Source organism: Staphylococcus delphini (assembly GCF_900636325.1).
Taxonomy (GTDB): domain Bacteria; phylum Bacillota; class Bacilli; order Staphylococcales; family Staphylococcaceae; genus Staphylococcus; species Staphylococcus delphini.
On record NZ_LR134263.1, the window covers coordinates 261,641 to 275,293 of the forward strand.

Below are 13,653 nucleotides of genomic sequence, written 5' to 3' on the forward strand. Positions count from 1 at the left end.
GGAGGCCGAATATGTCCTTAGAAATGCTGACAGAAGATAAGATTAATGTGAGAGAATGTGTGGCATCGTGGGAAGAAGCGATTAAAGAAGCATCTCAACCCCTCGTAGATCAAGCATATTTTAGTCAAAGTTATGTAGACGCGATGATTGATAGTGTGTATCGACATGGGCCTTATATCGTTATTGCACCTGAGATTGCGATTGCCCATGCGAGACCTAATGGCAATGTGAACAAAGTCGGGGTCAGTTTGTTGAAGCTCAATCAGCATATTAATTTTGGTAAAAAAAGTCATTATGCTAGTTTGGTTTTTGTATTTAGTGCAGTAGACACGCATTCACATTTGGATATTTTACAAAGCTTGGCACGGATTTTAGGCGATGTGGCAACGGTAAATCATTTAATTCAAAGTCAAAATGAAGCAGAAATATTATCAATTATAAAAGGAGTAGAGCAAAGATGAAAATTTTAGTGGTATGTGGTCACGGTTTAGGCAGTAGTTTTATGGTCGAAATGAATGTCCAAGAAGTGTTGAAACAGTTAACGCTAAAACAAGCGGTCGATGTGGAACATAGTGACATTATGAGTGCAAGTCCAGAAATGGCAGATTTGTTTATTTGTGGACGTGACTTAGAAGAAAATGCGGCACGACTTGGGGATGTGCTCATTTTAGACAATATTTTAGATAAAGCAGAGTTAGAAAGAAAATTAACAGATAAATTCGAGACGTTAGATGTCATTTAAAAATAAGGAGTGTTGTCTATGCAAACGATACTTGATTTAATAGTTGATGTACTCAGCCAACCTGCGATACTTGTTGCTTTAATTGCATTCATCGGCTTAGTGGTACAGAAAAAGCCAGCGTCAGTGGTGACATCAGGAACAATTAAAACGATTCTAGGGTTTCTCGTGTTAAGTGCAGGTGCTAGTGTAGTCGTGCAATCATTAGAACCATTCGGCAAGATTTTCCAACATGCATTCGGGGTCCAAGGTGTCGTGCCAAACAATGAAGCGATTATCTCGATAGCTTTAGAAAAATATGGGACAACAGCAGCACTTATTATGGTGTTTGGCATGTTAGTGAATATTTTAATTGCGCGCGTATCGAATTTGAAGTTTATTTTCTTAACTGGACATCATACGTTTTACATGGCCGCGTTTTTAGCCATTATTTTAACGGTAGGGCATATTAAAGGCGTGTTAACGGTTGTCTTAGGTGCTTTGATTTTAGGGTTGATAATGGCTGTATTTCCAGCATTGGCACAACAGACGATGCGTAAAATTACAGGCAATGATCAAGTCGCATTAGGCCATTTTGGGACAGTGAGTTATTGGGCAGCCGGTGAGGTCGGAAAATTGTTTAAAGGCCGTTCTAAATCGACGGAAGAGATTAACTTTCCTAAAGGTTTGAGCTTTTTACGAGAAAGTACAATCAGCATTTCGTTAACGATGATTTTGCTGTATCTTATTGCGAGTTTATTTGCTGGCGTCGGATATGTACACGATGAAATTAGTAAAGATCAAAACTTTATCGTCTTTTCGCTCATTCAAGGGGTTACGTTTGCAGCAGGTGTGTTTATCATTTTGACGGGCGTCCGCTTGATTTTGGCCGAAATTGTACCAGCATTTAAGGGGATTTCAGAAATGTTGGTCCCACATTCGAAGCCAGCATTGGATTGTCCGATTGTATTCCCATATGCGCAAAATGCAGTATTGATTGGATTTTTCGTCAGCTTTTTAACAGGTGTCCTTGGTATGTTTGTCATGTTTTTAATTGGTGGTGTAGTGATTTTACCAGGTGTTGTCCCACACTTCTTCTTAGGTGCGACTTCAGGTGTGTTTGGTAATGCACGTGGTGGCATTAAAGGGGCTATTGCGGGTTCAGCTTTAAATGGTCTACTGATTACGTTTTTACCTTTACTCTTCTTGCCATTCTTAGGAGATTTAGGACTCGCTTCAACGACTTTCTCAGATACTGACTTTTTAGTTGTTGGTATTGTATTTGGTAATATCGTCAAATATTTAGGCATTGTGGGTCTGATCATCGGTATTATCATTACAGCTGTCGTTGCGATTGTATTACAAAAGCGCGGTCGTACAGCTTCAGAAGCGACAAAATCTTAATACAGCTGCATTTAAAATAAACTTGCACTTTGCTTAAAGAGACGTTATAATAGTGTCATAAAAACTCGTACATTTAGTACTACACCAAACCCCCTCACTCTGGATCAGTGAGGGGGTTTTTTACTGGTGTGGCTACAGTCGCCTATTTTTTTTGCCGTTGTCTTTATTGTGTAGCCAATAGGCAAATAAAGCAACGGTGCACCCACTTAAAACAGTAAGTGCGTAATGCGCAAAAAACTCGCACATCTCCCTACACCTCCCTTCCATGTCAAAATGACACCTAAAGGATAGGCGACACCCTATTATATAACATTGTAAATACAAAAACAAAGTTATAATATAAAAATAGTCGTTTATTGTTTTTCTGCTGATGAATGGTTCTCTGTTTTTTAAAAATCAATCTCACATCGCGTGATATTTCAATTGTTCGACGTTCATTGACGTCACTTTTAAAAATTTTGTGATAAGCGCCTATAAACATATGTGAGTAAAATTAGTTTTTATCAATAGAGTTGTAATTTTTATGAAGAAAGGTTATGATAAAGATGTAAAATTTCACAATAGGTTTACACCTCACTTCCTCACTGTCCTAGAGTGAGAGGGGTTTTTAATGGTGTGGCTACAATCGCCTATTTTTTTACCGTTATTTTTATTTCATAGCCAATGGACAATTAAAGCAACAGTACAGCCACTTAAAGTAGTGGCTATATAGTGAAAAAAGATTTCACACATGACCCCTTCACTTTTTTATTCAAAGTGAGGGGGTTTTTATCATCGCTTATTTCTCATCTGACTCGTTTCTCACAATGCGATAATACATAGAGATTTTCCTCATATTTAAAATCCATCCCCAACAAATCTAACGACGATACACGTGATTTAACTAAAAACAATCGTACGATGAAGTTCATTTTGGCACCTTCTCTCTCACAATACTTTGTTCACATAATGTTAAAAAAGAAATGACAAATCAGTTAATGCTTCAGATATCATTTGAAAAGCACTACATATAGTGTTTATGATTGTTTATAGACACTATATATAGAAAAGAGTGATATTTTGACACAACTTGAAAAGCAATTGACAGGTTTAATGACAAAAGATCCAACGATTGTAAACGAAAATGCAAATAAAGATAGTGAGACTTTTTCTACGATGCGTGATTTGACTGCCGGAGTTGTTTCAAAATCATATGCGTTACAACATTTATTGCCTCCACATGTTGCAATGGCGCATCAAAAAGGTGAAATTCACTTTCACGATTTAGATTATCACCCATTCCAACCGCTCACAAACTGTTGCTTAATCGATGCGGAAGGGATGATGGCGAATGGTTTTCAAATTGGTAATGCACAAGTCACTTCTCCAAAGTCGATTCAAACGGCCGCGGCGCAACTTGTTCAAATTATTGCGAATGTGTCGAGTAGTCAGTACGGCGGTTGTACCATCGACCGTGTTGACGAATTGTTGAGCCATTATGCACATTTTAATGAGGAAAAACATCGTGAAGTGGCCCGTGAATTTGTGAAAGATGATCAAATCGATGCGTATGTAGATAAACGGGTAACACAAGACATTGCTGATGCAGTAGAAAGTTTAGAATATGAAATTAATACGCTCTATACTTCGAATGGACAGACACCTTTCGTTACGCTAGGGTTTGGACTAGGTGTGGACGAACTGAGTCGCAAAGTACAGAAGGCGATTTTAAAGACACGGATTAAAGGACTCGGTAAAGATCGCATTACAGCAATTTTTCCAAAACTCGTGTTTTCCATTAAAAAAGGGACAAATTTCGCCCCCGAAGACCCGAATTATGACATTAAACAGCTAGCGTTACAATGTGCCATGAAGCGGATGTACCCGGATATTTTGAATTATGACAAGACGGTCGAACTTTTAGGAGACTTTAAAGCACCGATGGGATGTCGTTCGTTTTTACCTGCGTGGCAAAATGCGCAAGGTGAGTTTGAAAATAATGGTCGCTGTAATTTAGGTGTGGTCACGTTGAATATTCCGCGTATTGCGATTGAGTCAGCTGGAGACATGACGCGTTTTTGGGAGTTGTTTGATGAACGGATGCAAGTGTTACATGATGCGCTTCTTTATCGTATTGAACGTGTGAAAGAAGCGGTGCCGAACAATGCGCCCATTTTATACAAACGTGGTGCTTTTAAATACCGAATTAATGAAGAGGACCCGGTTGATACATTTTTTAATCAACAACGTGCAACCATTTCAATGGGATATATCGGTTTATATGAAGCAGCGACCGTCTTCTTTGGACCGAATTGGGAGACGAATCCTGAAGCGAAAGATTTTACGTTAACGATTTTAAAGCAAATGAAAAATTATCAACTTGAGTGGACAGCGCAATATGACGTGTGGTTTAGCATTTATAGTACGCCAAGTGAGTCATTGACAGACCGTTTTTGTCGCTTGGACCGTGAAGCATTTGGTGACATACCAGATATTACAGATAAAGGGTATTATCAAAATTCATTCCATTATGATGTACGTAAAGATGTGACACCGTTTGAAAAGTTAGATTTTGAGAAAGACTATCCTTATTTAGCGTCGGGGGGTTATATTCATTACTGCGAGTATCCTAAATTAGATCATAATGTGAAGGCACTCGAAACGGTTTGGGATTATGCGTATGACCGCGTAAGTTATTTAGGTACGAATATTCCGATTGATCGTTGTTATGATTGTGGTTTTGAAGGTGATTTTGATACGACAGAGACAGGATATCGTTGTCCGGAATGTGGCAACCAAAATCCAGAAACGGTCGATGTGGTGAAACGGACATGTGGCTATCTTGGTAATCCTGTGCAACGCCCGACGATTGAAGGCCGCCATAAAGAAATGTGTGCACGGGTTAAACATTTGAAGGTGCGTCAATCATGAGTGTACTGGATGTTATCACTGGCGCAGGTTATATCGCGAAAATCGAATACCAAAGTTTTGTCGATGGGGAAGGCGTCCGATGCAGTGTGTATGTCTCTGGTTGTCCATTTCAATGTCAAGGTTGCTACAACAAAGCCGCCCAGCATTTTCGTTATGGTGAGGCGATGACCGATGCAGTGATGGATGAAGTACTCGATGCATGTGCACCAGAATACATTGCGGGATTGAGTATTTTAGGTGGAGAACCCTTTAGTAATTTAAAAATTGTTGCGCCACTCGTTCAAGCATTTCGTGCACGTTATGGTCGTAAAAAGTCGTTATGGATATGGACCGGCTTTCTATTCGAATATTTATGGTGTGCCGATGATGCGCGTACAGAAGTGATAAAACAAGCCGATGTCATTGTCGATGGAATGTTCGTACAATCACTATATCGTCCAAATTTACCCTACAAAGGTTCACTGAATCAACGTGTCATCGATGTTCAACAATGGCTGAATACGACACAAATGAGTCAGTCGATTTATATTGAATAAGAGGAACATGTCAGAGCCATTTTTTTACAAAATGAGAAGAAAAATTTAACATCATGTTTGAAAGTAAAAGTCTATCTGTTGAGGTAGGCTTTTTTACTGAAATTCTACATGAAAATAGTTATTGCACTTCTTATGAGATTAGCGTATAATTTTAAATCGAAATCATTACTGTTTGTTTGGGAGGAGACCACATTATGAAAAAAGGTTTGAAAGTATTGGCGACAGTGCTGTTATCAGGAACTGTTCTCGCGGCGTGTGGCCAAGATGGGGACGACAAAGCATCAAAAGATCAACTTAAAGTCACAACAACTGTGTTCCCATTACAATCTTTTGTGAAGCAAATTGGTGGCGAGCATGTGACTGTCGATTCAATTTATCCTAAAGGAACAGACTTACACAGTTTTGAACCGACACAAAAAGATATTATCGATGCAAGTAAATCTGATTTATTCATTTATACTGGCGACGATTTAGACCCTGTAGCGAAAAAAGTAGCGAGCGCGATTAAAAAAGATGATCATAAATTATCATTAGAGAACAGCTTAGATAAAGCCACATTATTAACAGATCAACATGAACATGGTGAACATGAAGAGCACGGCGAACACGAAGAACATGGCGATCATGATGAGCATGGTGAAGAGGGACACGAGCACGGTGAAGCGCACGAAGAACATGAGCATCACCATCATGGCGGTTATGACCCACACGTATGGTTAGACCCACAAATGGATAAAAAGTTTGTGACAGCGATTCGTGATGACTTGAGTAAACGTGATCCAAAACATAAAGCAGAATATGAAAAAAATGCCGACAAAGTATTAAAAGACTTAGATGGCATTGATAAAGAGTTAAAAGATGTGACAAAAGATCACCAAGGTCATGCAGTATTTATTTCTCATGAATCATTAGGTTATTTAGCTGACCGTTATGGCTTCGTACAAAAAGGGGTTCAAAGCTTAAACGCTGAAGATCCATCACAAAAAGAACTTACTGAAATTGTGAAAGAAATTAATGATACAGGTGCGAAATACATTCTTTATGAAGAAAATGTCGCAAACAAAGTGACAGACACTATTCGTAAAGAAACGAATGCGAAACCATTGAAATTCAACAATATGGAAGCTGTATCTAATGACCAAGCGAAAGATGCGACATATCAATCATTGATGAAAGAAAATGTAAAAAGCATCGAAAAAGCACTCAACGATAAAATTAAAGTTGAAGATGAGAAAGCAGCGAACAAACATAGTAAAGCAATCCAAGACGGCTACTTCAAAGACGACCAAGTGAAAGATCGTGATTTATCAGATTATGCAGGTGAATGGCAATCAGTTTACCCATTATTGAAAGATGGCACGCTTGATGAAGTATTTGAACATAAAGCAGAAGATAAAGGTGACAAATCTGCGAAAGAATATAAAGCATACTACGATAAAGGTTACAAAACTGACGTAGAAAAAATTAAAATTACAGATAACCAAATTACATTTACGAAAAATGGTAAGTCTGTGACAGGTATGTACAGTTATGACGGTAAAGATATTTTGAAATATTCTGGTGGTAATCGTGGCGTGCGTTACACATTCAAACTTGAAGGTGACGCTAAAGATGGATTACCAAAATATGTACAATTTAGCGACCATAATATTGCACCTACGAAAACAGGACATTTCCACATCTTTACTGGCAATGACCGTGATAAAGTATTGAAAGAGTTAGAGAACTGGCCAACGTATTATCCAGCGAATCTTACAAAAGAACAAGTGAAGGATGAAATGTTAGAACATTAATATTTCGAATTAAACATACTAAGATTAGCTGTGAAGAAATTTATGACGATAGATTTCTTCACAGCTATTTTTTATAGTTGTAGAGAGAAGTAGATCGAGCAGCTCCGTGGATCTTTGAATCCGTAAAATAAACTGATCAGCTTTACTCTCCTTTTGAAATTCGATTGAAGTATGTTGGGTTCTAGAAACCGTGTATAGGAAAATGAAATGAAAAAGGCTAAGTAAAGTTAAAATCTTCTCAATTCAATAAAGAAAGGTATGATTTTTATCAACTGTTTAGGCATTGATGTAAGTAAGTCAGAAAGTGTGGTCGCACATTATAAGGATGAAGTTTTGGTTAAAGAATTGGTCATTCAAAATAATCAAAATGGCTATCGTCATCTTGAAAATTATATCAAGCATCTTGATTCCCTATTTATCCTCTTTGAATCAACAGGTATTTATTCAAGGGGCATGAAACGCTTCTGTGCAGTTCACAAAATAGATTACTTAGAAATGAATCCCCTAGAAGCCAAGTTCAAAATGAGTTCATTAAGGTCATGGAAAACAGATAAATCAGACGCACATAAACTTGCACTTCTTGCCTTTAGAATGAAAGATTCAAAGGTACAACGTCAGTCTGAAGAGATATACTTTGAACTGAGAGAACGTGCACGCTTTCACTTAGAAATGGAGACGAACCAAAATCGTCTCAAAGTTGAGTTAGTCGAAACACTACATCAAACATTTCCAGGGTTAGAAAAGTTATTTACTAACAGATATTCAAAAATCGCATTAAATATAGCTAAAACATTTCCTCATCCTGATTATGTAAGCATGTTGTCTGATGATGAATTAGTCGAAAAAGTGCTTCATTCAACTGATAAAGGCATTTCAGTTAATAAAGCTCACAAGTATGCCCAAAAATTAATTGAGATCAAGAATAATAGTTTTCCGAATGTGGACAAGTCTTCTTTTCTAATAAAAAAAGTCCAATACCTATGTGACAAACTGCTTATTGCGATAGAAGAAAAGAAAGTATTTGATCAGGAAATGATTGATCTAGCAAAAAAAACGACTGAGTTTGAAAACATTATTTCAATTCCTGGCATCGGAGAACTCACAGCTGCATTGCTTATTGGGGAGCTTGGTGATATTAGAAATTTTAAAACAAATAAACAACTGAATGCATTTGTAGGTATTGATATTAAACGTTATCAATCAGGAACTTCAAAAAGTAGAGATACAATCAACAAAAGAGGAAATAAAAAAGCGAGACGTTTATTGTATTTGATCATTATGAACATTATTAGGGGAAGAAATCATTATCAAAGCCATATTGTGGATTATTATTACAAATTAAGAGAGCAGCCTCATGGGAAACCCCACAAGACTGCCGTAATAGCGAGTATCAATCGCTTATTAAAGACCATTCACTACTTGATAGTCAATGATAAATTATATGATTATCAGAAAGCACCCCACTAACGAAACCATATAATCATATACATCATAACACCTTATTCAAAAAAGTAAAAATTGGACGGTCTAGTTCAGTAATGTCATTTTTAATTAACACGCCCTTGACAAATCGTAGGAAAAGGGGGATGGGACATAAAAATTTTTGATGCTATTGATGCAATATTTGTGTTAAACTTGCCCTTTCACTATGAATTGCTTTTTTGATTGCCCTGATGGCTTCGCGTTCTTACTGTTTTGCAAGTGTTTTTTTAGTATTTTGGCATCACTGAACTACACCTAGCTAATTTTAAAAATTTTTTCTAGGTGTTATACTGAATGTGTAGGAAAATTTTGAGTTATTTAGTCATAACGAGTATGACTAGTGTAGAATTTTCCTGTGTATATAACTCAAGATGTGCATAGTGCTTGGCTAATGGAAGTGGTTATCCTAGGAAGGCTTTATTGAGTTATCCTTTAAATGCCTTGTAGCACGTTCAAAGTCATATCTTGAGTTTGTAGTGTTTAAGTAATGCATAACTTTAATGAGCTTGTTCACACAAGCAATCATGGCCACTTTATGATGTTTATTGTAAGGTGGCTCTTTTAATTTATAGTAATAATCGCAAATATGATTCTGCTGACGGTGTTGATTCATAATAAAAAGCTCAACCATTTGATAGAGAATTTTTCGTGCTACACTACTGCCACGCCGATTAATACGGTCTTTTTTATAAACCGTTCCTGATTCATATCTGACGATATCGATACCAACAAACGCATTGAGTTGCTTATTCGTCTCAAAGCGATCAATATTCCCTAATTCCCCTGTGAGTAAAGCCGCATTTTGTTCTCCAACACCATTGATACTTAATAAGACGTGATATAATTTTTGATCAGCACATAATTTTTTGAGTTTAGCGACATAATTCTTTTTTCTACCAATGAGTCGAATTAAATCTTCAGTAATATCTTTGATTTCTTCGACAAGTGGGTGCTCTTCGTGGACGGTAATATATGTGTTTTGAGCCCATTCAACAAGCTTGATAGTCAGATTTTCAAGATGTGTCTTTTGGCAGTTATTGTGCTGCTTAATGAGCTTTTTGAGTTGTTGTTTAGTCAAATTTAAGACGAATTGAGGATGTGCAAATAAATTGATAAGCCTTAAGTTAGGAATATTATAGTTGTGCTTCACTAAGTCTTGAAGTGACGGGAATACTTGAGATAGCCTCTCTTTAAGTCTCGTTTTTAATTTAGTTAAATCGTCCTCAATACGCATGATTAAACGTGTGTAACTCTTTCTCTCAATATCTTCATCTGAAGTGTGATGAATAATGTATTTTTCATCTAGTGTAAAGCCTAAATGAGCGAGTTTATGTGCATCCACCTTATCTGTCTTATATCTTCTTAATGACTTCATCTTAAAGTGTGCTTCTAAGGGGTTTATACAAATATGTTTAATATTATGATTGATACAAAATTGACGAATAATTGTTGAATAAACACCTGTTGCTTCGAATATCAATAACTTATCTTCAAAACATTTTAAATATGTGTAGAACTGAAGTAAGTTCTTTGAATCATAGAATAAGTCCAATTCTTTAACGAATGTTTCATCTTCATAATGGGCCACAAATGCCGATGCTTTACTGATATCAATACCAAAAATATGCATAAAATGCCTCCTTAATTAAGTCTTGAGATAAGCAAACCTTCACCCTTAATCCTTAATCACTTTATTTTCTTACACGACTTCTAGAGCCTACATATTGAAACAAAATTCATAAGGGAGTGAAGCCAATCAGTTTCCTAACGAATTTTAAATCCACGCGAAGCTCGATTTAACTTCTCTCAACTACCTATTATAAAAAATAAGTAGTGAAGAAACTATCGTCATAATTTCTTCACTACTATCTTAATATGTTTCCTAGGGGCTGGTCCTTCAACTAACTAACGCTAGATTAAACTGTTACATTTGTTGAAGCGTTAGTGGATTTTCCGGACCAGCTGATCCCTCAGGAGTCTCAGCCTTCTGGGCAATCTTATATCAAATACACAGAACTGAAGGCAAGTTTATGAAATTAAGAAAACAATAGCATCAATTTTTATCCCATTCACGCTCATTTTCCGACCGTTTTAAAGTCATTAATGAATATGCAATCTATGTATAGCTTGAGGCTTAATTTTTTCTAGCCCCATCCCTTGGTATACACAACAAAATATAGTAAAGGAGCTGAGGAAACTTAATGCCCCAGCTCCTTTTTGCGTTTGGGGTGGTTTGGATGTTCCTACATTCGGTCGCAAAAAAGGCTGAGATATTTTGCTCCCAGCCTTTCTCTCTATCATTTGAATTTATGATTTTTGGTTTAAATAGCTTGTTGGATTGACTGCATATTGATTGCCAACGCCGCCATCCATGCGTTGGAAGTGCAGGTGAGGCGCAGTTGAATTCCCTGTACTCCCTGATAATCCGATTGGGTCACCGGCTTGCACTTGGTCACCCGCTTGTACATTTAATTTATTCATATGCATGTACCATTGATATTTGTCACTGTTGGCTTCTTGAATTGTGACTTGGTTACCGCCACCATAGTTACTCCAACCACTTTGAATGACTTTACCATCTGTGAGTAAATTTGCAGTTGTAGTCACTTTGTAAAATAAAAAATATGGATAACGTCATGATTTCACTGTTTAAGTCAAATCGACGCTATCCATAATTGAAATTGATTCATTCGTTAAAAGTTCGTGGTATAACTTAGACTTTGTTAACTGATGCGTCGTAAATGGCATCAATCGTTTGACCTAATAAGCGATCAAATTCTTCGTCTGATTGGCTCACACGTAAGTCATTAATTAATGCACGTGAGAAACTTGCGATTAAGCCGTCATTTGATTTTAAGAATTCATTCGCTTTTTCAAGGCTGTAACCACCTGATAATGCGACAACACGAACAACATTTGGATGGTTAATTAATGATTGATATTGATTTTTTTGAGTTGGGATGGTAATCTTTAACATCACATAATCTTCAGAACCAAGCTTGTCTAATTGTTTTTGAATAGATTCAGCTAAATATGCTTCAATTTCAGCTTTTTGTTCTGCATCAATATTCACTTCAGGCTCGATAATCGGCACGAGACCTTTTGAAATGATTTGGCGTGCAATACCAAATTGTTGTTCAACAACTGCATCGATACCTTCTTTATTGAATTCTAAAATGTTAGAACGCATTTTTGTACCGAAGATTTTGTGTTCATTCGCACGATCTAATAAACTGTCTAACTCAGGAATAGGCTTCATGAGTTGAACGCCATTTTCTTTATCTTCAAGACCTTTATCTACTTTTAAGAAAGGCACAATACCTTTTTCAGCTAAATATTCACCAGTGTGCTTACCTTCTACTTCACGATCCATCGTTTGTTCGAATAAAATCGCACCAAGCACTTTATCTGCAGTAAATGACGGAGAAGTCACAATACGCGTACGCATGTCATGAACGAGTTTGAACATTTCGTCATCATTAGTGTATTGATCTTCTGAAACACCGTAGCCACGTAACGCTTTAGGTGTACTACCACCACTTTGGTCAAGGGCCGCGATAAATCCATTTCCATTTTTAACTTTATCAAATTGTTCTTGATTCATACTGACTTTCCTCCTCGAAACATTTTTCTAAGTCTAGTATGCCGAATTATGATAACAGATTCAAATAAAATGGAATAACAAAAAATTGAAAAAACAACAATAAAACGCTGTCATAACAGGCATGAATACATTTTGTCTATAAAGTGAACATTTTGAAAAAGAGGAATGTGATATTGATTTGAAGAAATTCCTAAAAACGCATAAAAGTGAGTATTAATAGGGAGAGCGCTTCTGACGAATTGTGAAAAATCGTGGAATTGCTTGGAAGTTAAATAGGCATCATTGAAAAGCGGGAAAATGAAATATCATAATAGAGTAAATAAAAATTTCAATCCCGCTCATCATTGACAGGCTAGAATAAAACTAATAGTAAACTTCGATGCCGTTTTTTTCAGCGAAGTCAGCAATGTTTTCTGGTAATGGCTGATTTGTGATGATTGAATGAACAATATCAAGAGGGGCATAAGTCAATAGAGTACTTTTATTCATCTTACTTGAGTCTACACAAATATATTTTTGTTTGCTTTTCTTCATAACAAGTTGTTTGATATAATTTTCTTCTACCTCTGAATTACTTAAACCATTTGGGACGTTGATTCCTGTTGCTGCCATAAAAGCCTTTTGAATATTCATCTTATTTAATAAGGAGTGGCGATCTACGCCTATAAAAGAGCGGGTTGTTTTTTTAAATTGTTCGCCGATAATAAATAAATCTATATTTTCTAATTGTACTGCCTTATTCATCACATCTAGGCTATTGGTAATAACTGTTAAGGGTAAGGCTTTATCGATATAGTCAAGAATGTGCATTGTAGTTGTCCCAGTATCGATATACACTACATCTCCAGCTTCTAATTTTTGAGCTGCTAATTGTCCTATATGTCTTTTATCTTCTGAGTGTTCAATGTTACGGTCATTAAAATCAGTTGCGCTTGAATGGGAAATATTTACTGATTCAACACCTCCATAAACTTTCTTAACTTTATCCATTTTCACTAATTGGTTGATATCTCTTCTAATAGTATTAATTGAGACATTAAAATTTTTACTAAGTTCCTCTAAAGTGACAGCATTTTTATTATTTATGAAATGTTCAATTTCAACAATACGTTTGGCTTTCATTGCAATTCCTCCGTTAATATGAATATACCCAAAAATTGAAGAAATAACAATCTACAAGCAAAAGTTAATCAATAAGTTGACAGA

At 36.4% G+C, this 13,653-nt stretch carries 11 protein-coding genes and 1 pseudogene; 7 read left to right on the top strand and 5 right to left on the bottom strand.

Annotated features, from left to right (window positions below; genetic code table 11):
- The first annotated feature begins 11 nt into the window (after positions 1 to 11).
- From EL101_RS01135 to EL101_RS01145, 3 genes are read left to right on the top strand one after another with little or no spacing between them, the layout of a single operon-like run.
- A complete protein-coding gene (locus tag EL101_RS01135) occupies positions 12 to 461 on the top strand; it encodes a PTS sugar transporter subunit IIA (RefSeq protein WP_096598385.1) in 450 nt (149 codons plus the stop codon).
- Positions 458 to 742, top strand: a complete 285-nt coding sequence (locus tag EL101_RS01140; protein WP_019167036.1) for a PTS sugar transporter subunit IIB — start codon at positions 458 to 460, stop codon at positions 740 to 742. The genes EL101_RS01135 and EL101_RS01140 overlap by 4 nt, the downstream gene beginning before the upstream one ends.
- Positions 743 to 760: 18 nt before the next feature.
- Complete coding sequence (locus EL101_RS01145) at positions 761 to 2,122, top strand: PTS ascorbate transporter subunit IIC (RefSeq protein WP_096598387.1); 1,362 nt, start codon at positions 761 to 763, stop codon at positions 2,120 to 2,122.
- 132 nt (positions 2,123 to 2,254) lie between these two features.
- Here EL101_RS01145 and EL101_RS01150 read toward each other — a convergent pair whose 3' ends face one another.
- On the bottom strand, positions 2,255 to 2,389 hold the full coding sequence (locus EL101_RS01150) for a type I toxin-antitoxin system Fst family toxin (protein WP_414715323.1): 135 nt from the start codon (positions 2,387 to 2,389) through the stop codon (positions 2,255 to 2,257).
- Positions 2,390 to 3,214: 825 nt separating this feature from the next.
- On the opposite strand from EL101_RS01150, the gene nrdD reads away from it, so the two are divergent.
- The 4 genes from nrdD (at position 3,215) to EL101_RS01170 (ending at position 8,828) form a co-directional block, all read left to right on the top strand.
- A complete protein-coding gene (gene nrdD / locus EL101_RS01155; RefSeq protein WP_394371192.1) occupies positions 3,215 to 5,032 on the top strand; it encodes an anaerobic ribonucleoside-triphosphate reductase in 1,818 nt (605 codons plus the stop codon).
- Positions 5,029 to 5,568, top strand: coding sequence for an anaerobic ribonucleoside-triphosphate reductase activating protein (gene nrdG, locus EL101_RS01160; RefSeq protein ID WP_096598391.1), 540 nt, complete (start codon positions 5,029 to 5,031; stop codon positions 5,566 to 5,568). The genes nrdD and nrdG overlap by 4 nt, the downstream gene beginning before the upstream one ends.
- Before the next feature lie 194 nt (positions 5,569 to 5,762).
- Positions 5,763 to 7,361, top strand: coding sequence for a zinc ABC transporter substrate-binding lipoprotein AdcA (gene adcA, locus EL101_RS01165; RefSeq protein WP_096598393.1), 1,599 nt, complete (start codon positions 5,763 to 5,765; stop codon positions 7,359 to 7,361).
- 267 nt (positions 7,362 to 7,628) lie between these two features.
- Complete coding sequence (locus EL101_RS01170; RefSeq protein WP_338419000.1) at positions 7,629 to 8,828, top strand: IS110 family RNA-guided transposase; 1,200 nt, start codon at positions 7,629 to 7,631, stop codon at positions 8,826 to 8,828.
- A gap of 421 nt (positions 8,829 to 9,249) precedes the next feature.
- Here the strand turns inward: EL101_RS01170 and EL101_RS01175 are convergent, their stop codons facing one another.
- The 4 genes and pseudogenes from EL101_RS01175 to EL101_RS01190 form a co-directional block, all read right to left on the bottom strand.
- Positions 9,250 to 10,473 (bottom strand): IS110 family RNA-guided transposase, encoded by a 1,224-nt coding sequence (locus tag EL101_RS01175; protein WP_096598797.1) that lies wholly within the window; start codon positions 10,471 to 10,473, stop codon positions 9,250 to 9,252.
- Between the two features lie 677 nt (positions 10,474 to 11,150).
- Positions 11,151 to 11,429: pseudogene (locus EL101_RS01180) on the bottom strand (M23 family metallopeptidase); the annotation flags it as partial.
- A 127-nt stretch (positions 11,430 to 11,556) separates the two neighbouring features.
- Entirely contained in the window at positions 11,557 to 12,447 is an 891-nt protein-coding gene (locus EL101_RS01185) for a fructose bisphosphate aldolase (RefSeq protein WP_096541741.1), read from the bottom strand.
- A 363-nt stretch (positions 12,448 to 12,810) separates the two neighbouring features.
- Positions 12,811 to 13,569 (bottom strand): DeoR/GlpR family DNA-binding transcription regulator, encoded by a 759-nt coding sequence (locus EL101_RS01190; protein ID WP_096596346.1) that lies wholly within the window; start codon positions 13,567 to 13,569, stop codon positions 12,811 to 12,813.
- Positions 13,570 to 13,653: the final 84 nt, after the last annotated feature.